Annotated in this window: 20 protein-coding genes; 9 read left to right on the top strand and 11 right to left on the bottom strand. The window is 50.6% G+C overall.

Going from position 1 to position 24,325, the window contains the following annotated elements; translation table 11 throughout:
* The first annotated feature begins 49 nt into the window (after positions 1–49).
* On the top strand, positions 50–634 hold the full coding sequence (locus tag XMD579_RS08665; RefSeq protein ID WP_173481742.1) for a superoxide dismutase: 585 nt from the start codon (positions 50–52) through the stop codon (positions 632–634).
* Positions 635–682: 48 nt separating this feature from the next.
* On the opposite strand, the gene XMD579_RS08660 is transcribed toward XMD579_RS08665, so the two are convergent.
* Positions 683–1,291 (bottom strand): arylesterase, encoded by a 609-nt coding sequence (locus tag XMD579_RS08660; RefSeq protein WP_254443080.1) that lies wholly within the window; start codon positions 1,289–1,291, stop codon positions 683–685.
* A gap of 94 nt (positions 1,292–1,385) precedes the next feature.
* On the opposite strand from XMD579_RS08660, the gene XMD579_RS08655 reads away from it, so the two are divergent.
* The 3 genes from XMD579_RS08655 (at position 1,386) to XMD579_RS11450 (ending at position 4,771) form a co-directional block, all read left to right on the top strand.
* Positions 1,386–2,069, top strand: a complete 684-nt coding sequence (locus tag XMD579_RS08655) for an ABC transporter ATP-binding protein (protein WP_173484107.1) — start codon at positions 1,386–1,388, stop codon at positions 2,067–2,069.
* Entirely contained in the window at positions 2,066–4,543 is a 2,478-nt protein-coding gene (locus tag XMD579_RS08650) for an ABC transporter permease (protein ID WP_173495332.1), read from the top strand. The genes XMD579_RS08655 and XMD579_RS08650 overlap by 4 nt, the downstream gene beginning before the upstream one ends.
* Before the next feature lie 105 nt (positions 4,544–4,648).
* Positions 4,649–4,771 (top strand): hypothetical protein, encoded by a 123-nt coding sequence (locus XMD579_RS11450; RefSeq protein ID WP_256368141.1) that lies wholly within the window; start codon positions 4,649–4,651, stop codon positions 4,769–4,771.
* A 60-nt stretch (positions 4,772–4,831) separates the two neighbouring features.
* On the opposite strand, the gene rpiA is transcribed toward XMD579_RS11450, so the two are convergent.
* The gene (gene rpiA / locus XMD579_RS08645; RefSeq protein ID WP_173481739.1) at positions 4,832–5,503 is read right to left on the bottom strand and encodes a ribose-5-phosphate isomerase RpiA; all 672 of its coding nucleotides are present in this window, start codon (positions 5,501–5,503) and stop codon (positions 4,832–4,834) included.
* 127 nt (positions 5,504–5,630) lie between these two features.
* Between rpiA and ilvA the strand changes: the two genes are divergently transcribed.
* The gene (gene ilvA / locus XMD579_RS08640; protein ID WP_173481738.1) at positions 5,631–7,145 is read left to right on the top strand and encodes a threonine ammonia-lyase, biosynthetic; all 1,515 of its coding nucleotides are present in this window, start codon (positions 5,631–5,633) and stop codon (positions 7,143–7,145) included.
* A 10-nt stretch (positions 7,146–7,155) separates the two neighbouring features.
* Here the strand turns inward: ilvA and XMD579_RS08635 are convergent, their stop codons facing one another.
* From XMD579_RS08635 to XMD579_RS08625, 3 genes are all read right to left on the bottom strand, one after another.
* Positions 7,156–7,665: a hypothetical protein gene (locus tag XMD579_RS08635; RefSeq protein ID WP_173506236.1), complete on the bottom strand. Its 510-nt coding sequence runs from the start codon at positions 7,663–7,665 to the stop codon at positions 7,156–7,158.
* A gap of 69 nt (positions 7,666–7,734) precedes the next feature.
* On the bottom strand, positions 7,735–9,096 hold the full coding sequence (locus XMD579_RS08630) for a sigma-54 dependent transcriptional regulator (RefSeq protein ID WP_173506235.1): 1,362 nt from the start codon (positions 9,094–9,096) through the stop codon (positions 7,735–7,737).
* Positions 9,093–11,363 (bottom strand): ATP-binding protein, encoded by a 2,271-nt coding sequence (locus tag XMD579_RS08625; protein WP_173488787.1) that lies wholly within the window; start codon positions 11,361–11,363, stop codon positions 9,093–9,095. Before XMD579_RS08625 ends, XMD579_RS08630 begins: the two co-directional genes overlap by 4 nt.
* Positions 11,364–11,528: 165 nt before the next feature.
* Here XMD579_RS08625 and gshA point away from each other — a divergent pair, with 165 nt between their 5' ends.
* Both gshA and rsd read left to right on the top strand, forming a co-directional pair.
* Positions 11,529–13,094, top strand: a complete 1,566-nt coding sequence (gene gshA / locus XMD579_RS08620; protein ID WP_173481734.1) for a glutamate--cysteine ligase — start codon at positions 11,529–11,531, stop codon at positions 13,092–13,094.
* Positions 13,095–13,166: 72 nt separating this feature from the next.
* The gene (gene rsd, locus XMD579_RS08615) at positions 13,167–13,634 is read left to right on the top strand and encodes a sigma D regulator (protein ID WP_173481733.1); all 468 of its coding nucleotides are present in this window, start codon (positions 13,167–13,169) and stop codon (positions 13,632–13,634) included.
* 63 nt (positions 13,635–13,697) lie between these two features.
* Here rsd and XMD579_RS08610 read toward each other — a convergent pair whose 3' ends face one another.
* Complete coding sequence (locus XMD579_RS08610; protein ID WP_173482565.1) at positions 13,698–14,390, bottom strand: FKBP-type peptidyl-prolyl cis-trans isomerase; 693 nt, start codon at positions 14,388–14,390, stop codon at positions 13,698–13,700.
* Positions 14,391–14,483: 93 nt separating this feature from the next.
* Positions 14,484–14,951, bottom strand: coding sequence for a TIGR02444 family protein (locus tag XMD579_RS08605; RefSeq protein WP_173481731.1), 468 nt, complete (start codon positions 14,949–14,951; stop codon positions 14,484–14,486).
* 67 nt (positions 14,952–15,018) lie between these two features.
* Between XMD579_RS08605 and XMD579_RS08600 the strand changes: the two genes are divergently transcribed.
* The gene (locus XMD579_RS08600) at positions 15,019–16,926 is read left to right on the top strand and encodes an ATP-binding cassette domain-containing protein (RefSeq protein ID WP_173481730.1); all 1,908 of its coding nucleotides are present in this window, start codon (positions 15,019–15,021) and stop codon (positions 16,924–16,926) included.
* 1 nt (position 16,927) lies between these two features.
* Here the strand turns inward: XMD579_RS08600 and spoT are convergent, their stop codons facing one another.
* From spoT to gmk, 3 genes are all read right to left on the bottom strand, one after another.
* Entirely contained in the window at positions 16,928–19,054 is a 2,127-nt protein-coding gene (spoT, locus tag XMD579_RS08595; protein ID WP_173481729.1) for a bifunctional GTP diphosphokinase/guanosine-3',5'-bis pyrophosphate 3'-pyrophosphohydrolase, read from the bottom strand.
* A gap of 63 nt (positions 19,055–19,117) precedes the next feature.
* Complete coding sequence (gene rpoZ / locus XMD579_RS08590) at positions 19,118–19,330, bottom strand: DNA-directed RNA polymerase subunit omega (RefSeq protein WP_173481728.1); 213 nt, start codon at positions 19,328–19,330, stop codon at positions 19,118–19,120.
* 65 nt (positions 19,331–19,395) lie between these two features.
* Positions 19,396–20,013 (bottom strand): guanylate kinase, encoded by a 618-nt coding sequence (gmk, locus tag XMD579_RS08585; protein WP_173506234.1) that lies wholly within the window; start codon positions 20,011–20,013, stop codon positions 19,396–19,398.
* A gap of 187 nt (positions 20,014–20,200) precedes the next feature.
* On the opposite strand from gmk, the gene XMD579_RS08580 reads away from it, so the two are divergent.
* The gene (locus XMD579_RS08580; protein ID WP_173506233.1) at positions 20,201–21,253 is read left to right on the top strand and encodes an aldo/keto reductase; all 1,053 of its coding nucleotides are present in this window, start codon (positions 20,201–20,203) and stop codon (positions 21,251–21,253) included.
* On the opposite strand, the gene XMD579_RS08575 is transcribed toward XMD579_RS08580, so the two are convergent.
* Positions 21,250–24,324, bottom strand: coding sequence for an efflux RND transporter permease subunit (locus XMD579_RS08575; protein ID WP_173506232.1), 3,075 nt, complete (start codon positions 24,322–24,324; stop codon positions 21,250–21,252). The two genes, XMD579_RS08580 and XMD579_RS08575, sit on opposite strands and share 4 nt — an antisense overlap.
* Position 24,325: the final 1 nt, after the last annotated feature.

The following is a 24,325-nucleotide window of genomic DNA, read 5'->3' as shown; positions in this document are numbered from 1 at the left end:
ACCGCCAGGGTTTTTATGCCCTGACTAACTGAAATGATTGGAGCATAAAATGAGCTTTGAACTTCCAGCACTGCCATACGCAAAAGATGCACTAGAACCACACATCTCTGCTGAAACTCTAGAATTCCACCACGGCAAACACCACAACACTTACGTGGTTAAGCTAAACGGCCTAGTACCAGGTACTGAGTTTGAAGGTAAATCTCTAGAAGAGATCATCAAAACGGCACCAGCTGGCGGCGTATTCAACAACGCAGCACAGGTATGGAACCACACCTTCTACTGGAACTGCCTATCACCAAACGGTGGCGGTGAGCCAACAGGCGCTATTGCTGACGCGATCAACGCTCAGTGGGGCTCTTTCGACAAGTTCAAAGAAGAGCTAAACGACAAAGCGGTTAACAACTTCGGTTCTTCATGGACTTGGTTGGTTAAAAACGCTGACGGTTCTTTAGAGATCGTAAACACTAGCAACGCAGGCACGCCAATGACTAACGGTCAAACAGCGATCCTGACTGTAGACCTTTGGGAACACGCTTACTACATCGATTACCGCAACGTACGTCCAGACTACCTAAACGGTTACTGGTCACTTGTGAACTGGGACTTTGCAAACGCAAACCTAGCGGCTTAATCAGTAGCCCGTCATTGAAAAGAGAGCTTCGGCTCTCTTTTTTATTGTCTACTGCACGCCTATTTCCGGTCCCACAACACTCATCACGGTCTCAAGAATGATCGGCTGAGCGACCGCTTTAGGGTGTAGGCCATCTGACTGCATCAGATCCCAATCGGTCGCCACGCCCTCTAACAGGAATGGCACGAGTGGTGCATCAAATGTTTCAGCCAGCTGGGGGAATAGATTAAAAAAAGCGCGGGTGTATCGTGGACCATAGTTGGGCGGTAGCTGAATACCAATCACAATCAGCTTTGCACCTGACTCAGTAATCTTACTGGCCAAAGCTTCAAGATTGGTTTGAATAATATTCAGAGGAGTACCGCGTAAACCGTCATTGGCTCCTAACTCAAGCAGGACCCATTTAGGTTCGTGTAGCTCTAACAGATCGGGAAGTCGCGCCAGCCCCCCGGCTGTGGTTTCACCACTGACACTGGCATTTAATAACGTCAGACCGGAACTTTCCAAACGCTGTTCCATCAACTCTACCCAACCTTCACCCGGGGTTAATCCATAACCGGCCGAGAGGCTATCTCCCAACACCATAATATCCGCTGCCTTAACCGGCAGCGCTAACCAAAAAGCGATGAATAAGTGCAGTATGAAATTCTTTAACAAAACGACCTCGAACCTTTAAAAGCGACGTAACGAACCCAAAATTAATAATAGTCGTAAGGGTATTAGAAGACTATTGGATCATTAAGAGGACACCATGACTAGCCGCTCCGTTCTACTTGAAGCAAAACAGCTGGGAAAACAGTTTAAGACCGGAAGCGGAACACTGGATCTGTTCGTCAATCTCAACCTAACCATTAATGCCGGGGAGACGATAGCGATCATCGGTAAATCTGGCGCCGGTAAATCGACGCTACTCAGTCTGCTTGCGGGGTTGGATACGGCCACCTCTGGGACAGTCGAATTTGAAGGCAAGCCTTTAGAGTCACTGTCGGATGCAGAACGAGCAAAACTCAGAGCCGATAAAATTGCCTTTATTTTCCAATCCTTTCACCTGCTGCCCGAGCTAACAGCACAGGACAACGTCGCACTACCCCTTGAGATTCGCCAGCAACCCAACGCGGAGTCGACAGCGTCAGAATGGCTACAAAACGTCGGGCTGGGTGATCGAACTGATCACTACCCTTCACAACTGTCCGGTGGCGAACAGCAACGCGTGGCGATAGCGCGTGCTTTTGCAGGCAACCCTGCCCTGCTCTTTGCCGATGAGCCTACCGGCAACCTCGATGAAGCGACAGGTCAACAGATCGTTGAACAACTCTTCTCATTGAACGAACAACAGGGCACAACGCTGATATTGATCACTCACGACCTTGAGCTAGCGAAACGCTGTCAGCGTCGAATTCAACTGAGTAATGGGGCTATCGAGGAGCTATCATGAGTTCTGCCATCCCCCGTATTGCAAGGCGTCAGCTGTGGGTCCAACTGCGGACCATTGAGTGGCGAGTATTAATCCTTGCGGCTCTACTCGCTGTGACACTGACCAGCTTTTTATCGATCGTCAGTGATCGTTTAGAGAGTGGCCTCCTCAGAGAGAGTGCCTCAGTGCTAGGGGCCGATCTAGTCGTTCGATCCAGTCGACCCATTAATGAACAACGCACGGACCTAGCTGAAGAGCTGGGGCTAACCACCACCCGAGTGATTCAATTCCCCACCATGGTCGGTGCTGGTGACAACCTCATCCTAAGCTCAGCCAAAGTAATCTCTGATCCCTACCCGCTCAGGGGAGAGGTGATTACTGATCCACCTATGCAAGTAGCGGTACCTGAGCCGGGAACCGCATGGGCTGAAGAGCGCATTATTGATCAACTAGGCCTGTCGATTGGCGACACTCTGCAGTTCGGTTACGCCGATCTAGTGCTTACCGCCAGGTTAAAGCAGTCCCCCGATAGAGGCAGCGGTTTCAACACACTCAACCCACATCTTCTGGTCAATCAGCAAGATCTTGAGAAGAGCGCGGTACTAGGTCCTGGCTCTAGAGCCGAGTTCCGTCTACTGATCAGTGGTGACAATGATCAGCTTAAAACGTACGAGGCACGTCTAAAACCGACGCTGGAGAACCACGAGCGGATACTGTCACTGATCAATGATCAACCGGTCACCGGTAACGCCCTCGCTAACGGTCTCTCCTATGTTCGTTTGAGTTCACTGACGACCCTACTGCTTGCATCACTGACCATTCTGTTGGCACTGCGTCGTTTCGGACATGCCCAGCAGAGTCGCAGCGCGCTCTTCTTAAGCATGGGGTTAACACCCAACGCCTTAGTAAGGCTCTATTTTTGGCAACTTGGCATAGCCGCAACCGTTATCGCAGTGATTGGCGGGATGGCTGGCGCTCTTCTCGCTGGCCTAGCCGATATCTGGCTATCCGGTCTGCTTCCACAAGCGCTCCCTAACGCGCAGTGGAGTAGCTACATAATAGGCCCTGCGTTGGGGTATGCGATGCTACTTCTACTCGGCATGCCTCCCGCACTGGAGCAGGCCAAGGTCCCAGTTGCACAGTTACTACGAAGCGACCAGACGAACACGACTCAAAAAGCCAGCTGGGGGCTCTACCTCATCAGTCTGGTACTGCTAAGCGCTGTCTTACTGCTATTTTTGGCGGCGCCTGCCGCTGCTGCGGTTTTACTGATCATGCTGGGTATCAGCGGCCTGCTGTTCGGTTGGTTGGCCCAACTGATTTTGCATAGCCTCGGGCGTTTTTTAGCTAACCGCCTTGCCCTTGGGCGTTTGCTCACCATGCGTTTGCGCCAGCAACGTAAATGGCACCGATTACAAGCGGGTGTCATGGTTCTGTTACTGATGTTGTTGAGCGTTATCTGGGTGGCTCGTCAGGACTTAGTCAAAGAGTGGCAAGCGCAATTCCCTGAAGACGTGCCGAACTACTTCTTAATCAATATCCAGGAGTGGCAAAAGCCGGGAGTCGATCAGTTCCTAGCAGAACGCGACATTGATACCGAACTCTATCCCATGATACGCGGGCGATTAGTGGATCTTAACGATGCACCGATTAGACCTCAGCTTAACGAAGAGCAACTAAAAGATAACTCTCTACGCCGTGAGTTAAACCTGACCTGGCGTCAGCAACCACCGGTGCATAACCAAATCATCCAAGGTGAGTGGTGGGATTCAGACTCTAGCGAGCACCAGATCTCAATCGAGCGGGACATGCTGGAGGATCTAGGGCTTAAACTGGGTGACAAGCTCGGCTTTGACGTTGGTGGCCAGCCCGTCAGTGGTGTCATCACCAGTGTGCGTGAAGTGAAGTGGGAATCTTTCCAACCCAACTTCTACGTCATTTTCTCGCCAGCAGCACTGCAATCTTATCCGGGCACATGGATCACCAGCTTTAAACTGGCTGAGGAGCGCAAAGCACAAGCGAACGAACTGCTTCGCGAATTCCCGTCGTTAACCTTGATCGATATCGATCAACTGATGAAACAGCTCGCTGGCTGGTTAGAAAGACTCGCTGAAAGCTCGGCCTTTGTGTTGATTATGACGCTGGCGACTGGCCTTATTCTGGTCACTATCACCCTGCTCCAAGCATTAGAACAGCGTAAAACTGAGGTGGCACTGCTGCAAACATTAGGGGCAAGAGCGACTGAGACCAAACAGCTTGATCTCTTGGAGTTTGGTCTTTTGGGTCTAGTGTGTGGCTCACTTGCTGTGTTCAGTGCAGAGATCACCTTGGCAGCCATGAATCAGTTTTTGTTGAAGATACCGCTCTCTGCTCACTGGGAGCTGTGGTTCACTCTGCCAATATTGGCTAGTTTCGCGTTTATTGCGATAGCCAGTCTGCTGCGTGCTCCACTTAAGATAGAGCAGTGCTATGCCATTCTTAAATCCAATGGGTAATAACAACGGCTAATTCCACTATTGGAGTAGTGTTATTTTTCATTAAAGATGTGTAGAATTCGCTCAAATTTTGATCTACATCAACAAATTTGAGGGTTTAAAACCATGGCACACGACGAAAACTTCCGTGACAAATCTGGCTGGGGCTGGATCGCAATCAACCTAGTTGCTCTTGCTTGGATCACTATGCCAGTCAGCATCGCACTCACTCAGGTTGTTCAGTGGTAAGCCACTCAACTAACAAAAAAGGAGCCTAATGGCTCCTTTTTTTGGTTGTACTTTTACGACTTAAACAGTCAGTGTCTCAACACCCTCTGGCGTTGCCATCAGGACAAGGTCTGCAGGACGAAGCGCAAACAGACCATTGGTGACAACACCCACCAAGTCGTTCAACTCTCGCTCTAGCCCTTTTGGATTGAGGATCTCCATATCGTGGACATCCAAGATGATGTTGCCATTATCGGTTACAAAGCCCTGGCGGTATTCAGGCTGAACACCCAGCTTCGCTAATTCGCGAGCCACGTAGGAACGAGCCATCGGAATCACCTCTACCGGCAGAGGGAAAGCGCCCAAGACATCCACCTGTTTAGTCTGGTCGACAATACAAACAAACTCTTTGGATGCTGCTGCGACAATCTTCTCGCGAGTCAACGCACCACCGCCACCTTTGACTAAGTTTAGGTGTGGATCGAACTCATCGGCGCCATCGACGTAGACCTCAATACCTGATACTGAGTTCAAATCAACCACTTCAATGCCATGTGAGCGCAGACGCTCGGCAGAAGCTTCCGAGCTGGCCACGGCCGACTCGAATGCACCTTTGTGTGCTGCCAAAGCATCAATAAAGCAGTTAGCCGTAGAGCCGGTTCCGATACCAATCACCGAATCCGCTTTTAATTTTGGCAATACATAATCCAGTGCCGCTTGTGCGACCGCCTGTTTCATTTCGTCTTGAGTCATCAATCCATCTCTAAACAGTCAATTTTCGGGTGTTTTAGCAGCCATTTGCCTGGCTATCTAGACGCAATAGCAGTGAGTCTATACCATTTGCATCCATATTTCTTAAGCAAAACAGCTCTTGATCACTATGCAGCGATACATACGAAAAATTCTCGAAGCGCGTGTTTATGACGTAGCCGTCGAAACCGCACTGGATGACGCACCCGGTTTGTCCGAGCGCACAGGCAACAAAGTCCTACTAAAACGTGAGGATGAACAACCTGTCTACTCGTTCAAAATTCGTGGTGCCTACAACCGTATGGCTCAGCTGACCGATGAAGAGAAGGCGCGCGGTGTAATTACTGCATCCGCCGGTAACCACGCTCAAGGCGTTGCAAATGCGGCTAAGTACCTTGGTATCAAAGCGACCATTGTCATGCCCAAAACCACACCAGACGTGAAAGTCACCAACGTGCGTCGCTTGGGAGGAAAAGCGGTTCTGCACGGTGATGCCTTTGACGATGCGCGCCAGCATGCTGCAAAACTGGAGCAAGAGAAAGGCTTAACTTACATCCCGCCCTACGATGATCCCGATGTCATTGCAGGACAGGGTACCGTTGCGATGGAGATGTTGCGCCAGCATACTGGCCCCATCGAGGCGATCTTTGTACCGGTCGGCGGTGGCGGCTTGATTGCCGGTGTTGCTGCTTACGTTAAATACCTTCGTCCCGAGACCAAGATCATTGGCGTTGAATCGGATGAGTCCGCGTGTCTTGCACTGGCTATGGAGAAGGGTCGTCGTGCCACACTGCCACAAGTTGGCATCTTTGCGGACGGTGTCGCCGTAGCTCAGATCGGTAAGCACACTTGGGAAATCTGTAAAGATCATGTCGATGAAGTGATCACCGTCAGCGTGGATGAGATCTGTGCGGCCATTAAAGATATCTTTGACGATACCCGTGCGGTGTCAGAACCCGCAGGTGCCCTAGCGGTTGCCGGCCTCAAACGCTATGTCGAGCGCGAGCAGTGCACCGGCAAAAATCTAATCGCCATCAACTCAGGGGCCAACGTAAACTTTGATCGTCTGCGTCATGTTGCTGAGCGTTCAGAGATCGGTGAAAAACGTGAGTTATTAATAGCGGCCAAAATCCCAGAGCGACCAGGTGCCTTTAAGCAGTTCTGTAAAACGCTGGGGAATCGCAACATCACTGAGTTCAACTACCGCTATAGCGACAGCGATGCGGCCGTGGTTTTTGCCGGTGTGCAAATCCGTAAAAACAATGATGGTCGCGAAGAGTTACTGGCCGAACTCAACGACGCATTAGATGAAGTGACAGATCTTACCGATAACGAGGTGGCAAAAAGTCATATTCGCTATATGGTTGGCGGTCACAAGCCTGATGCCTGTGGTGACGAAGCGCTTTTCCGCTTTGAATTTCCAGAGCGTCCAGGCGCGTTGATGAAGTTCCTAAATACTCTGGGTGGGCGTTGGAATATCTCAATGTTCCACTACCGCAACCACGGCGCTGCCTATGGACGCGTTTTAGTGGGTATGGAAGTGCCTAAGAAAGAGCGTTCTGAAGTGCGTAAGTATTTAGACGAGTTGGGCTACACCTGGTTTGAAGAGACCACCAACCCAGCCTACCAGCTCTTCCTAGGTTAACCGAAAAACATCAGTGGTGTTCTGGGGTCTCGGGTGAGACGTCGAACACCTCTTTAGTTAGCGCTTTCATTCCGTATACCAGCAACGAAATAGTTCCCCAGGTCAGACCCAGTACGACACCAGCATCGACAATGGCGCGCCAAGGTTGCGGGATAGAGTGCACCACAATGATCAACACAATGATAAATGTGGTCAGTGAATAGCTGACGATTTTGCGCTTCTTAGTGGTATGGAAGAACCCCATGCAAAAGAGCGGTGCGAGTACCAAACGCGCAGGCGTCACATGGTGACGAAGGTATCGCGCTCGAGCAGCGGCACGAGGTGAAAAGTTTTGCTGGAAGCCGCGATATCCCTCGGCAAAGCCCATAAAGACCAACGAGAAAGCCAGTGCCACCCAATGGCCAAAACTCAATTCAGCAAACGGAAGTTCCAAAGCCATAGGTGCTAAGCGATAGATTGCACTGCTCAACAGAGCAACAACGCCAACAATACCCCAAACAGCTGCAATTGAACCCAACATAGAGAGTCGCCTTATATTCAAACAAGCGGGCAAGTATAACGAATAGTCTGGTCCTGACAACCGGGTGCGTTATTTGTAGTCCGCTTTATCAAGACCGTACTTACGCATTTTGTCAGAGAGGGTTTTTCTAGGTAGACCCAAAGCGGCCAGCGTCTCTTTGATTGAGCCGGCATGACGAGCCAATTCGGTTTGAATCAACGTTTTCTCAAAGTACTCAACGCGATCAGGCAAGCTCATTACGGTGTTCTGATTACTCTCCAACTCGCCCGCTTCCCCGCAATTGAGCTCACCGAGTAGCACAAAACGCTCCGCCACATTGCGCAGTTCGCGCACGTTACCTGGCCAATCATAGGCGACAAGTTGCTGAATCTGCTCCGGTGTTAGCGGTTCGACTTCACGGCCAAACTGACCTGAGGCGACCAGAGCAAAGTGTTTAAACAGCAGTGGAATATCCTCACGCCGTTCCCGTAAGGCGGGTAGATCGACTCGAACGACATTGAGTCGATAGTAGAGATCCTCTCGGAAATCGCCCTGGTCGGCAGCCTCACGCAGGTCCACTTTAGAGGCGGCGATGACTCTTAAGTCCAGTGAAATAGGGTCGTTCGAACCTAAACGCTCAATGACACGCTCCTCCAACACACGCAGCAGTTTAACCTGCAAAGAGATCGACATGCTTTCGATCTCGTCTAAGAACAGTGTTCCACCTTGAGCATGCTCTAACTTACCAATTCGACGATTTTTGGCGTCGGTAAAGGCGCCCGCCTCATGGCCAAAGAGTTCACTCTCAATTAGGTTTTCAGGAACCGCCCCACAGTTAATGGCGACAAAGTTGGCCCCGCGACGGCTGCTGTTTTCATGGATATAGCGAGCTAGCAGATCTTTACCCGCTCCGGTCTCACCGTGAATCAAAATATCCGCAGGGGTATCAGCAACCGCTCGAACAATATTACGCAGCTGTTGAATGCGCGGACTGGCGCCAATTAAACGAGGGCCTGCCGCGTTGTGAGTGGCTAGTTCCTCTTTAAGCGCTCGGTTTTCGAGAGTTAACGAGCGCTTTTCGATCGCACGACGTACGACATCAATCAGCAGCTCAGAGGCAAAGGGTTTTTCAATGAAATCGTAGGCGCCATCACGGATCGCCGTTACCGCCATAGAGATGTCGCCATGACCGGTAATAATGATGACCGGAATATCAGAATCGATGGCTTTGATCTTAGCCTGTAGCTCTAAACCGGTCATACCCGGCATGTTGATATCGGTGACGACAATCCCCGACCAACCTGAACTGATGATACCCAACGCCTTTTCAGCACGATCACAGGTCACCACAGAGTAACCTTCAAGCTCCAGCGTTTGCCCAGCCGAATCCAAGATGTAGGCGTCATCATCTACCAGTAATACTTGAATCTCGTCAGCTCTAGACTCTGTCACTCGGACTCCTTAGTTGCTTGTGCACTGGGTGGTTGAGCCCTATTTAGAAGAATACGAAACTCGGCGCCACCCTCGGGTAAGTTGTGGGCGCTAAGCATACCACCAAGCGACTCGACAATCCGCTGCGAAATAGAGAGACCAAGCCCCAAACCAAGCCCATGCTCTTTTGTGGTAAAAAATGGTGTAAAGATCTGCTCTAACGCCTCATCACTTAAACCGGGTCCGGTATCGCATACAGAGATGGCGATCTGCTCCCCGAGAAACTCTGTACGAACCTGAATCTGCTTATCTTCACTCTGCTCCATCGCTTGAGCAGCGTTGTTGATCAGATTCACCATCACCTGCTCCATACGCAGAAGATCCGCTTTCAACCAAATTTGATCCGAGTTATCGGGCCAGGTGATCTCAACATTTTGACGCTCTAACTGCCCGTAAAGGATAGACATAGCCCCATCGCGCAGATCACGCAGCGACACACTACTCTGTTGCGGATCTTGCTTACGCGAGAACTCTTTCAGGGGGTGCAGTATGTTGGCCATTCGCTGCGTCAGATTGGCAATCTGCTGCAGATTGCTCGTGACTCGTTCTGCATTATTCAGTGTCTGAAACTTCAAGGCGTTATCGGCGTAATTGCGAATTGCCGTCAGTGGTTGATTCAACTCGTGGTTTATACCGGCTGACATCTGACCAATGGTCGCCAACTTAGCCGCCTGTACCAACTCGTTCTGAGTTAACTGGTGATTTTCGATCTCGGACAATAGCTTTTTGTTGGCGGCCTGAAGGTCCTGAGTACGCTCTGCAACACGACGTTCAAGCTCATTTTGTGCACGCTGTAAGGCCTGTAAATGCTCGCGACGTTCGGTGATATCAACCAAGGTGACAATCAGGTGATAACGGCCACTCTGCTCCATGTTACTGAGGGTCAGTTCAACCGGGATAACGCTACCATTAGCGTTGAGGCAATCCACCTCCAGCTTCAGATGCTGTTCACGGGTTGCGACCTCTAACTCAATATAGCGCTTCAGTAGTAACTGATCCTGCGGCGACAGTAGCTCATGAAACGGCTTGCCGATGATCTGATCCAAGCGATACCCCAGCAGTCTCTCCAGCACCGGATTAAAGTACTCAATCTTACCTTCTGTATCGATCAGAGAGAGGCCAACCTGAGTATTATTAATCACGCCTTCAATGCGCGCTTCCTGCTCTTTTCGAACTCGGCTTTCACGCTCAGTATAGCGCTGACGCTCAATGCGAATGCGGCGTCGCTGAAAGGCCACAAGACTGGCCAGAACGATCAACACACCCAGTATCGTGGTAATCAACTGCACCACCAATACGCGATCTTCAACCGTTTGCAGATTGGCGAGATGGCGAACGGTCAGACCAGTGTTAGAGATCTGGTCCGCCAACAGCAGATACTGTCGTGTGTCGAGCTCGGCCGATGCTGCAGGGTTGTCACTCTCATTGTGCAGCACAGTAATGATCTCAAACTGCTCATCCTCCACACTGCGTTTAGCAATATTCAAAGAATTAAGCGGCTGATCACCGTATCGAAGACTTTCGGCTATCCGCTTCATCTGCTCATCTGACAGCGGGCTGAGTGTCTTAAACATCCAATCTGGCTCGGTACTGATAACGATAACGCCATCCTCATCTGACACCATCACTTCGGTGGCCGGGTTGTTCCAGCGCTCTTCGATCTGATCCAAGTCGATCTTAACGACGACAACCCCAATGATTTCACCATTGCGGTGCATCGGGTGACTGAAGTAGTAGCCCCGTTTATTCGTCGTACTGCCCAAAGCAAAATAGCGCCCCGACTGCCCTTTCATGGCATCGGTGAAATAGGGCCTAAATGAGAAGTTCCGCCCAATAAAACTGGTCTCTTTAAACCAGTTGCTGGAGGCTCTGGTGTAGCCCGCACTGTCCATCACATAGATATCCAATGCATTGACCAGATCAACGGCTCGTTGCAGATAGAGATTCGCCTGCCCAACACGCTCCTCTTCGGCGCCAGTGACCGCATCAGCCAGTAATTCATGATCGGCTAACAGTTCGGGCAAGCTACGAAAACGATCCAGTCTCTGCTCCACTGACACTCGGTAACGATCAAGCTCACTGGAGGCCTGCTGATGCAGCTCCTCTAATGCCTGTTGACGGGTAAACAGGGTCAAGTAGATCAAAGAGACGACAAACAGCGTAAGCACACCTAAAATCACTTCGGGTCGGAAAGGTAAGAACTGTTTGGGCGTATAACGCTCGGGCATCGACTATCCTGTATAGGCGTTTTAAATAAACAGATATCGATTTTTCCACCTTGCAGGGCATCCCACAACCCCGATGTTGAATATGAAATTAAATCGTCTGCAATCCTCGTGGTTTCTGAAGGCTCTCTGATATACTTCGCCAACCAAGAGTAAGGAAGCTTCAAGGTGTTACAAGCAGTTAAAGAGAATCTGGATCGCCTCGTTGCAAGCGGTCATCAACATCTGTTGCGTGAGCTAGGTCACGGCATCGAGAAAGAGGCACTTCGAATCGACAGTGCCGGTCATATTGCCAAGACAGACCACCCCGCCGCGCTGGGTTCTACGCTGACCCATGGACAGATCACGACCGACTACTCTGAAGCTCTGATGGAGTTCATTACCGGAGTCAGCACCGATGTGCGCGACTCACTCAAAGAGCTGACCGAACTGCATCAATTCACCTACTCTTTACTAGGTCATGAATCGCTCTGGTGTGCCAGCATGCCCTGTGCGATCAAATCGGTAGATGACATACGCATTGCCGAATACGGCAGCTCCAACATTGGACAACTGAAGTACATCTATCGTGTGGGCCTTGAGCATCGTTACGGAAAGATGATGCAGACCATCGCAGGCATTCACTACAACTTCTCGATTTCGGAAGCCTTCTGGCCAGCGTGGAAACAGGTGTGCGACTCGGAACTTAGCGACCAAGATTTCGCCTCCGATCGTTACTTTGCACTGATTCGTAACTTCCGTCGTTACAGCTGGTTGCTGCTCTACCTGTTCGGTGCATCACCGGCTGTCAGCAAAGATTTCTTGCACTCTGTAGAGCACCACCTAGAGCCTCTCGACGATGATACCTATTACCTCCCCTACGCAACGTCACTGCGTATGAGTGATCTGGGCTATTCAAACAGAGCCCAAGAGGGGCTGAACGTCTGCTTCAACCATCTTGATACCTACTCAGACTCTCTTCAGGCTGCGATACACCAACCGCACCAACCCTATGAAGCGATTGGTATTAAAGTCGATGGCCAGTATCGCCAGCTCAACTCCAATGTGTTGCAGATTGAGAATGAGTACTACAGTGACATTCGTCCGAAACGCGTTGCCTTCAGCGGTGAAAAACCTGTCCACGCACTGATGGAACGAGGGGTTCAGTACATCGAAGTACGTAACACCGATATCAACCCACTGCTGCCGATTGGTATCGATCTGCAGCAGAGCCTCTTTATGGACGCCTTCCTGTTAACCTGTTTATTTGCAGGTGAGCAACTACTTACTAGCACTGAATGCGCTATGGTAGCTCACAACAAAGACAAGATTGTCTCTGAAGGGCGTCGCCCAGGTCTGATGCTTGAGACTCTTGAGGGCGAAGTGTCACGTGAGCAGTTTGCTCGCGACATCCTCGATCAGGTGACTCTGGTCGCTGAATTACTCGATCAGATCCACGGCGGAAATGCCTATCAACAAGCGGTTCAAAAACAGTATGAACTGGTAGCTGATCCGCAGCTGACTCCTTCAGCTAAAATTATTAGCGAGCTGAAATCGAGCTCACTCACCTTCCAACAGTGGACGCTCAAAATGGGACAGGTGCACCGCGAGACCCTGTCACGCGAACCGCTTGATCCAGCTGTTAAACATCGACTAACTGAAGAGGCTGAACAGTCACTGGCCAAACAGCGCGATGCTGAATCACAAGATGAAGCACCCTTTGATGAATTCCTTCAGCACTACCTAGCCTCCTAAGTGGAACTTAGTTATCACTTGCCAGCACTCTATCGATCGGCATAGACTGAAATCTCAGTTGGAGGTTTTGTTATGTTAGAGAACTGCAAAGATGCTCGTGAACGCTGGGGCGGTGTCAGCACCATTATTGACCATTGGCTGGATGAACGTGCCGCGTTAATTCGAATTCTAATGGAAATTCCCCATACTCAAGTGGGCGAAGAGTTGGATGCGCGACTGGGTGAATTTTGCCAACTCTTGGTAGACTACCTCTCATCAGGACACTTTGAAGTTTACCAACAGCTGGTAGCAGAGGGAGAAGCCTTCAGCGATTCACAACTAGCAGAGGCTCAAGCACTCCTTCCCAAGATTCAGATTTCAACCGATCTTGCGCTCGATTTTAACGACCGTTTCTCTGATCTGCCTGCAGCGACCGTTGAAGATATCCGCTACTTCAGCGAACAGGTCTCTAAACTGGGCGAAGCCTTGGCTGATCGATTTGAGTTAGAGGATCAGATGATCGCCATGCTGCATGAGACACATCGCGAAGCCGTTAGCTAAATTTGCGGGACACTGAAACAAAAAAGGCTGCCCAAATGGCAGCCTCTTTTATATATGAGCAATTTACTCAGCCGGATTGATCGCAAGCAGTTCAACTTCGAACACTAGCGTCGCGTTTGGTCCGATCATACCGCCAGCACCGCCAGGGCCGTAAGCCAGATCAGATGGGATCACTAGACGTCCTTTACCACCCTCTTTAATCATCTGCAGACCTTCAGTCCACCCTTTGATAACGCCAGACAGCGGGAAGGTCACTGGTTCGCCACGACCGTAAGAGCTATCGAACTCTTGGCCATTGATCAGCATACCTTTGTAGTGCACTTTGACGTTATCTTCTGCTGTTGGTGTAGGGCCTGCGCCCTCTTCCAAAATCTCTACCTGAAGACCCGTATCAGTAGTGACAACACCTTCACGCTTAGCATTCTCTGCCATGAAGTCTTGGCCATTTTTCAGGTTAGCATCCGCTAGTGCTTGCTCTTTCGCCTGTTCAGCTTCTAGCTTTTTCGCTTGGAATGCCATCATCACATCAGACAGCTCCTGCATGGTCATCAACGGCTTGTTGCCTTCGAACATGTCCTTAACACCCTGACTCAGTAGATCGTAGTCAAGAGAGTCGAAATCAGCCATTAGACGCTCACCAAGTACCAAGCCCATGCCGTAACTCAACTTTTGATCATCGGTCGTAAGTTCAGTCGCCTGAGAAGGTGTCGCTAGCATTGCAGAAGATAGAGCAAGCGCTAATACCGCTTTTTTCATTGGAAAATCCTTATTCGTGTTATCAATGAGACCAGTGTCTCTGAATGAGATGAAAGAAACATTAAAACCTATACACCGCAGGATTAAAACCCATTAGGTTTGCGGTTTCAGGCGTTGAAGAACGGCATCCTTATCCTGATCAATATCACTGACGCCGGCTGAGACTCTGTCCAAATTAGATTGCGCTGTTATCAGGTTCATCGCTTTAGGCTTGGGCGCAAGCCACTGATGAAGCATCGCTATCTCGACGCGCTCCATGTTCAGCTCCACCCCTTTTAAATGCTGATACAGGGCTTCAAGTTCGGGGTAGTCATTAAGCTGAGGTTTTAACGACATACGCTGCGACCGAATCGGCAAAATTTTTTGATGCCACGCCTCAATAGCGTCGGGAACCGAATCAGGCCATTCGATCTGCTCAGAAGCCGACCAGAGCGCGGCCAACATTAAATTGACTCGCCCACCTTTCGACTGAATCGATAGCATCGGCTTAGCGACTGACGGGTAGATCTCTAGGGCGAAAGACCACAAAGGGTTGTCGAGTTTTAATCCTGAAGGAACCACGATATCTCCAAATATAAGGAATCTAACAGAGAGGATTACGGCCCTTGCTGTGATAGACTTGCCGCCCATGATACGACTTGAACAGCTCAGTTTACAACGTGGCGCCCAGCGCCTAATTGACCACGCCGACCTAAACATCCATTTTGGTTGGAAGGTCGCCCTTATTGGTGCCAATGGCGTCGGTAAATCGAGTCTATTTAAGCTAATTCTGGGTGAGTTATCTCAGGACACTGGGGAGCTACACAAACCCGCTCCAGGCAAGATTGCGCATATGGCCCAAGAGGTCTCCAGCAGTGATCGTTGCGCGTTGGATTATGTGCTCGATGGTGATAAAGAGCTGCGCCAGCTGCAGAGCAAACTGGCCATTGCCGAGCAGGAACATAGCCCAGAGTTAGGTGAGCTTTACGCACAACTGGATGCCATTGATGGCTACCGTGCCGAATCCCGCGCCCACACTCTACTCAATGGTTTAGGCTTTGCACCTAATGACGCTAGCAAACCCGTTCAGAGTTTTTCGGGTGGTTGGCGCATTCGTCTTAACCTTGCTCAGGCATTGATGTGCCGATCTGAACTGCTACTACTGGATGAACCGACCAACCACTTAGATTTGGATGCCACCATCTGGCTAGAGCAGTGGTTGAATCAATACCCAGGCACCCTGATTCTGATTTCGCACGACCGCGCCTTTGTCGATGCAACCGCTAACCAAGTCGTACACCTCTATCAGCAACAGCTCACCCTGTATAAAGGCAACTACTCCGCTTTTGAACGCATGCGCGCTGAACGACTCGCGCAACAACAAGCCGCTTACGACAAGCAGCAGGCACAAATAGCACACATCGAAAGCTTTGTGCGTCGATTTAAAGCCAAGGCGAGCAAAGCCAAACAGGCGCAGAGCCGCATTAAAGAGCTAGAGCGCATGGAGATGATCTCCGCGGCACACATCGATTCACCGTTTAGTTTTCGATTCGACTGTTCCGACAAACTCTCATCGCCCCTGCTGAATCTCTACAACACGGAACTGGGTTACAGCGAACAGAGTAAAATTCTTAACGGTGTATCACTGAGTCTTGTACCCGGTCAGCGAATTGGCCTACTGGGTAGAAACGGCGCTGGTAAATCGACCCTAGTCAAAAGCTTGGTCGGAGATCTACCTCTAATCAGTGGCGAGCGCTCCTGTGGTGAGCATCTAAAGATTGGCTACTTCGCACAGCATCAGCTCGAAGCACTGGATATGAACGCCTCGGTTCTGTTGCATCTGCAGCGTATTGCTCCTAAGGCAACCGAAGCTCAACTGCGTTCGTTTGCCGGTTCTTTTGGTTTCAGTGGCGATGATGCACTGGATCCGATTGGACGTTTCTCTGGCGGTGAAAAGGCTCGCCTTGCATTAGCATTGATCGCTTGGCACAAACCCAATCTGCTGCTGCTCGATGAGCCCACCAACCACCTGGATCTGGAAGTTCGTCACGCACTGACTCTAGCCCTTCAGGACTTTGAAGGCTCGATTATCTTGGTGTCCCACGATCGCCATCTACTGGCGAACACCGTCGATCAGTTTCTTCTGGTCGCCGAGGGCAAAGTGACCGAGTTTGACGGTGACCTCGATGATTACCACAAATGGCTAGCGACCCAACGGCAAGAGGACTCTTCACCGGTCATCGCATCGGAAGGCCGCTCACAAAGCGCCGCCGATCGGAAAGAGCAGAAACGCATCGAGGCTGAAAAACGCTCTAAATTACGCCCTTTGCGAAAAGCGCTTGAGAAGCTTGATGCGAAAATGGAGAAGCTCAATCAATCGTTGGAAGCCCTAGAGTCACAGCTTGCCGACACGGATCTGTATACGGATCAACGCAAAGATGAGTTAAAGGCCCTACTAAGCCAGCAGGCCGAAGCTAAAAGCGAATTAGAGGGTGTTGAGCTGGAGTGGTTTGAAACTCAAGAGCAGCTCGAAGAGCTTGAACAAGAGCACGCCTAGGCTAAATTCGACTCACTCGGGTCACTTGCTTAATAGCACGCAGCTTTTTCATAACCCGCGCCAGATGAACACGGTTGGTCACTGTCAGTTCAATGGTAACGGCATTCATCTGACCATCTTTCTCGCCTGACAGTAGCTGATTGACGTTCCCGCCTACTGAAGAGACCGCCATCGCCAGCTGTGCGATGATGCCTCGTTGTGATTCAACCTGAACTTCTAAAACGGTGGTGTACTCATCCTCACCTGTTTCGCCCCACTCGATGTAGATGTTGCGATTGGTGGTCTCGTCACGCTTACCGTTGAGGTTGCGACAGTCAGAGCGGTGCACCACCAAGCCACGTCCTGCCGAGATATTACCGACAATATTGTCGCCAGGAATGGGGTAACAACAGCGAGCAAAGTGCATGACCATGCCTTCTGCACCCCGAATCGAGATCGGTTTACCGTCTGTACCAATAAGTGATTCTGGTTCGTCAGATTCACCATCCGTCGGTTGTAGACGCTGAGCGATGACGTAAGCCATTCGATTACCCAATCCGATATCTTCTAACAGATCATCGAGAGTCTCGAAGTTCAAATCTTGTAACAGCTTGTCCAGCTTATTCTGATCAAGCTGTTGATCACTGATCTCATATTGAGCCAAGTACTGGTTCAACAGGCGACGACCCAACTCGATCGACTCATGCTGTTTTTGGTTCTTCAAGAAGTGGCGAATCGCTGTCCTTGCTTTACCGGTCACAACAAAGTTGAGCCAAGCCATATTGGGTTGGGCACGTGGGGTTGTGATGATCTCAACGGTCTGACCGGTTTTCAGCGGCTCTGACAGCGGCGATAGATGTCGATCAACACGACAGGAGATACAGGAGTTACCCACGTCGGTATGAACCGCATAAGCAAAGTCGACCGGGGTTGCCCCTTTCGGTAGCTCAAGAATGCGTCCCTTCGGAGTGAAGACATAGACCTCATCTGGGAAGAGCTCTTTCTTAACGCTGTCGATGAACTCCATCGAGTCACCGGCAGCCTGCTGCATTTCAAGCAGGCCTTGTAGCCATTTGCGCGCACGGTTGTAAGAGCCTTCGGCACTGCTGCCATCGCCACTCTGTTTGTAGTGGCTGTGTTCGGCAATACCCTGCGCAGCGACGGCATCCATCTCATGGGTTCTGATCTGTACCTCAATAGTAATATCGCGTGCACCAAACAGATCGGTATGCAGCGATTGGTAGCCATTTGCTTTTGGGATAGCAATGTAATCTTTGAAGCGCCCCGGTACGGGTTTAAACAGGTTATGTACTGCGCCTAAAATTCGGTAACAGTTATCAACAGATGTCGTAACAATACGAAAAGCGAACACATCCATGATGCTGGCAAAACTGCGATTTTCGCTCTTCATTTTGCGATAGATTGAGTAGAGGTGTTTCTCACGGCCGGTCACTTCACCGACTAACTCCTCCTGTTTCAAGCGGCGATTAATGGCCTCCTGAATCTCAGAGATAATATCTTTACGCTGCCCCCGCGCTTGCACCACCGCACGGCGAATGTACTTAGCACGCATCGGGTGGAAAGATTTAAACGCTAAATCCTCTAGCTCTACCTGAACATCACGCATACCCAAACGGGCAGCAATCGGCGCGTAGATATCCAGAGTCTCTTTAGCGATACGACGCTGTTTATCTGGGCGCATAGCACCCAACGTACGCATATTGTGAAGACGATCCGCTAGCTTAACGATGATGACGCGAATATCTTCTGCCATCGCTAAGACCATCTTCTGGAAGTTTTCTGCCTGCGCTTCCGCTTTGCTCTCGAACTCAAGATGCGTCAGTTTAGAGACACCATCAACAACTCGTGCAACGGTTTCACCAAACTGGCCAGAGATACCGTCAAAATCGATCTCAGTATCTTCGATGACATCGTGCAACATGGCTGCTATTAGACAGTCGCGATCCATGTGCATCTCAGCAAGAACACTGGCAACGGCTAGGGGATGGGTAACGTAGGGCTCACCACTTTTACGACGCTGACCATCATGGGCCTGTTCCGCGTAAAAATAAGCACGCCTTACCTTTCGGATCTCATCGGAGTCCAAATATTCGGTAAGGCGTTCAGATAGAGCGTCTATAGTTGGCATCAGTTATCGCTTAACAAACAATATGATAAGGATGATGCCCCACTTTGAAGAGAGTTGGAAGAGTTAGTCTAGAACTGGCTCGTCAAGGACAGCGCGAGTTGTATGACCTTCAGCGATTTCACGAAGAGCAACAACCGTTGGTTTGTCATTTTCCCATTCAACTTTAGGATCTTGACCACCAGTAGCGATCTGACGCGCACGTTTAGACGCAACCATTACAAGTTCAAAACGGTTATCAAGATTGTCTAGGCAATCTTCTACAGTAACACGTGCCATGAGTAACCTCTTTAAAGAGTAGTAACAAATTCGAACCGGCGATTGTACAGAGTTTAGGCAGCTCTCTACAAGAGTTCAGCGAGTAAACTTTGCTGCGCCTGCTGTTGAACCACCATTTCTAAACGATTTGCGGTAAATATTGCGGCCAATTGATCCAGTGCAGTGTCGAATTGGTCGTTAATCACCAAGTAGTCAAAGTCGCCGTAGTGGCTCATCTCAGATTCAGCTTGCGCCATACGACCGGCAATCACCTCGTCGCTGTCGGTGCCGCGACCGGTCAAACGACGCAGAAGCTCCTCACGACTCGGGGGCAAAATGAATATAGAGCGCGCTTCGGGCATCTTTTGACGAACGATTTCAGCACCCTGCCAGTCGATCTCGAGAATCACATCGATACCCTGAGCCAGTTGCGACTCCACCCAGCCTTTGGATGTACCGTATTTATTGGTGAAGACTTCAGCGTACTCGAGAAACTGTCCCGCTTCGATCAGACGATCAAATTCCGTTAGATCAACGAAGTTGTAGGCAACACCATCTTCCTCGCCAGGACGAGCAGCACGGGTAGTGTGAGATACCGACACACGAATGCGCTGATCGCGCTCTAATAACGCTTTAACGAGACTGGTTTTACCGGCACCGGACGGAGCGGAAATGATATAAAGAAAGCCCTGAGCTGCTGACATAACTGACACCCTGATTAATAAGCCGAGAATGATATAACAACATAAGGCTCCTGTTTAGGGATAGAACCGAAACACTAGAACCAGCAGAGGGCAACTAACAATAGAGTCACCGAATCTATACAGAGTGTGTTAGCGTAAAGCATTAACCTGCCCACTTAGAATTTGATTCAGCTTAGAAGGAGTTAGCATGCAGTTCAGCCGTTTAGGAACCAGTGGTTTAGACGTTTCGCGAATCTGTTTAGGCACCATGACTTGGGGGAAACAGAACACCCAAGCCGAAGCCGATGAACAGATCGAGCATGCATTGTCGGTTGGCATTAATTTTTTTGATACCGCCGAGATGTACGCAGTACCCCCAACGGCTGAGACCTACGGAAAAACAGAAGCGATTATTGGTAACTGGCTTGCCCGCAACCCTTCTCGTCGCAGTGAGATGATCATCGCCACCAAAATCGCTGGAATTGGACTACCCTGGGTTCGAAGCGGGGGGCCCATTACTGGCAAGGCAGTAATTGAAGCGGTCGACAACTCACTTGAGCGTCTACAGACTGACTACATCGATCTTTACCAACTGCACTGGCCAAACCGGACATCACCCCACTTTGGTAAGCATACGCCAAACTTCTTCAAGTTCAGCGACATTAACGCGGCGGAGCATGAAGCTCAGATGCTCGATATCTTGAAAGGGTTAGACCATTGCATAAAAGCGGGAAAAATTCGTCATTTTGGCCTGTCTGACGATACCACTTGGGGTATCAACACCTATCTAAAACTGAGCCGTGAATACGATCTGCCAAAACCCGTATCGATTCAGAATGAGTTTAGTCTATTGCATGCCAAAGATTGGCCCTATTTGATCGAAAACTGCGTTCATGAAGAGATCGCTTACCTGCCCTGGTCACCACTTGCATCCGGATTACTCTCTGGTAAATACGCGGGCGGAGCGATGCCGGAAGGTAGCCGTTGGAGTATCTCTAACCCTGCCGCACTGCATCGTAATACGCCTGAGGCTCACGAAGCCGTTGCTGAGTACGTCAAACTGGCACATCGATTTGGTTACACCCCTTCGCAGCTGGCACTCGCGTGGTGTGATCAAGTCGATGGCGTAACCTCTACCATCATTGGTGCTACCTCAATGGAACAACTTAAAGAGGACATCGCCGCCTTCGATATGCCACTGTCTGAAGAGTTGCAAAGCGAGCTAGCGGCGGTGTTTAAACGCCACCCTCAGCCGTTTTAAGAGAGTCGCTTAACCGCTCTGCGCATCGATAGACGATAGAGGAGCGGTATGACAAACAGCGTTAGCACAGACGAGAAGCCCAGACCCCATACGATCGATGTGGCGACTGGGCCCCAGATCAGTGACTTACCCCCCAGACCCGCTGCAAGCGAGAATAGACCCGCCATGGTGGTCAGGGTGGTGATCAATACCGGAATCACGCGTCGACGCGAAGCATAAAGCGTCGCATGCATCAGACTCATGCCGTTACCAATTCGGTCATTAGCGGCGGATATCAGCACGATCGCGGCATTCACGGCGATGCCTGCCAACGCCACGACACCGTACATGGTGTAGAGACTGAGCGGGTTTTGCGTCACGATCAATCCCAATACGACACCGGTAAACGCCAAGGGCACTGTCGCCAATATCATCAGTGGCTGCCAGTAACTGCGGAACTGCGTGCCCAATATTAGGTACATCAAGCCGACGCCGACCAAGAAGAGAATCGCAATCGAATCCATACTCTCTTGGATATCATCCAACTCACCCGAGAAGTCGAGATCGATGGCAGGATATTGCGCTTCGTACTCCTTCCAGCGCTCTAGCAAGAAGGCGTTGGCTTGTACGGTATCCATACCGCCAGAGCGAAGGTCAGCCTCTAAGGTGATTGCACGACGGAAGTTGTAGTGACGAATGTTACCCAACGACTGTTTACGCTCCTCTATTACCAACTCCGACAGAGGAATAGCACCGCCCGCGGGAACAGGAATACGGTAGCTAAGCAGACGCTCAAGAGAGGGTAGCGACTCAGGATTAGCACGAACACGAACATCCAGGCGTTCACCGGCATCTCGCATACTCGCGACAACTTCACCGTCGACCAATAGGCGCAGGGTGCGACGAACATCCGCAGGGTTCAAACCTGTACGATTGATCGCATCACTGTCTAACTCCAGACTCAACTCATAACGACCACGAGCCGCATCGTCTTCAACATCCACGAAATCTTCGTGACTGTTCAGAATTTCAATCAGAATGTTGGTAGCGTCGCGAATCTCTTGGTAATCATCACCACGTACCTTGACCGAGATCGGTTTAGAGGCAGGCGGACCACCCGATAGGCGCAAGAATGAGATGCGAATCGGACCGGCAATGTCACCCAAATCTTCACGCACCGCATCGGTCATCTCTTCAACTGTGCGCAGTTCAGGTGTTTTAGGGTTTAGACCGACAAGAATCTGGCCGTACTGCTCGCCAATACGCGGCTCTGTCTCGGTAAACATCTGACCGGCATAGCTTGCGATGGCGCGCACTTCCCCGTCACGCACATTTTGACGGACACGCTCTTCCACACGTGAGACCACCTCCATCGTTTTCGCGACAGGCGTCGCTGCCGGCATTTCAACGTTCACATAGAATAGGCGGACAGGATCGGCCGCAAAGAAATCCATCTTAATGTAGCCGTTGCCTAGGGCACCGACCGCGCCTATCAGTGGCAATACGGCGACAATCAGTGAGAGAACCGGACGGCGCAGCGCTTTGATCAACAGACGAACATAGGTGATCTGCACGCGGTGGGTCATGGTTTCACGCAGACGCTGAATTCGACTCGGTTTATCAAACCCAACCTTAGCCGCCAAAATGTGGGCAGGCAGCATCCAAAAGGCTTCAATCAGACTGATCGCTAGGGCGATCGACACCACCATAGGAATAACCTTCATGAACTTGCCCAAAATACCGGGCAGTAGCATCAGCGGTAAAAAAGCGGCGATGGTGGTCAGTACCGCCGCTGTGACGGGAGCCGCTACCTCTTTCAACGAACCCTGAACGGCGGCAATCCCAGTAAATCCTCGCTGTAGCCGATAGTAGATCGATTCGACCACAACGACGGCGTCATCAACCAACATACCCAACACAATCACCACACCCAACAGCACGGTGACGTTCAACGTTTCGCCCAGTCCCGCCAGTACCCAGAAAGTGGCTGCCAAAATAAAGGGTATGCCGATCGCTGTGAGCAGTGCGATACGTGTACCTAAGAAGAGCCAAGCCACAACCAACACCAGGATCAGACCGATCAGTGCATTGTTCTCCATGATTTGGATCGACTTGCGCGTCGCAATGGTCTGATCATCAATCAAGACCATCTCGACACCGGTCTCAACCGATAGAGCATTTCGCTCATCCATGTAGGTCTGAACACGCTCAACCAATTCCAGGGTGTTGGCACCCTCTTTCTTCATTACCGCCAACAGCACAGCCGGTTTATCATCGACACGTACTAAGAAACTAGAATCTTCACGAGCGCGCTCGACACTGGCGACACGTGACAGTGGCACTTCTCCCGATGCCCCCAATACCGGTCGATTGGCCAGATAGCTTGGGTCAGCGGCCGTACCGACAACACGCACCAACCAGTTACGATCGCCTTGTACCAAGTTACCAGCCGCCTCATCTTGGAAGAAGGCAGTAACGGTGTTGGCAACCTGTTGTGGGGTAATGCCTAGGGCTTCCAGTTCAGAGACATCCAGATTGACCTGCAGTTCTGGGTCAGGCAGTGCCACAGGGTCGATGCGAGAAACGCCTTTAAGCTGGGACAGATCTTTGTCGATACGAGTCGCTTGCAGACGCAGGTTCTCGTCATCCGCCAAGCTGGTCACCGCCACCGTTGCGGCAGGGAAGGCATTGGAGCTGGTGATCTCCAGAATCAGTGAATCTAACGCAGCATCCGGCAGTTCAGATTCAGTGTTTTGTATTTCACGACGCAGATCGGCTAAGCGTTTATCGAAGGTACGATCATCGATGTCCTCAAAGCGCACTAGGATACTAGAGATCCCTTCACGTGAATTACTCGAGACAAACTTTACATCGGCCAGTGAACGTAACGCATCTTCAAGCGGATCCGTCACCTTACTCTCAACATCAAGCGCTGTAGCACCCGGCAGCGGTGTGGTGACGATGATCCAGTTGAAGTTGATGGTTGGATCTTGTTGGCGGGGTAGTCCTTGATAACTCAACAGACCGACCGCCAGTACTAGCAAGAAGGTCAGGTTAGCTAGCACATGGTTAGTAATGAAGCGTTGCCACATA

The sequence above is a fragment of the Marinobacterium sp. xm-d-579 genome (assembly GCF_013282935.1).
Classification (GTDB): Bacteria; Pseudomonadota; Gammaproteobacteria; order Pseudomonadales; family Balneatricaceae; genus Marinobacterium_E.
The sequence above is the reverse complement of the archived record's forward strand: the minus strand, read 5'-3'. Positions and strand labels throughout refer to the sequence as shown.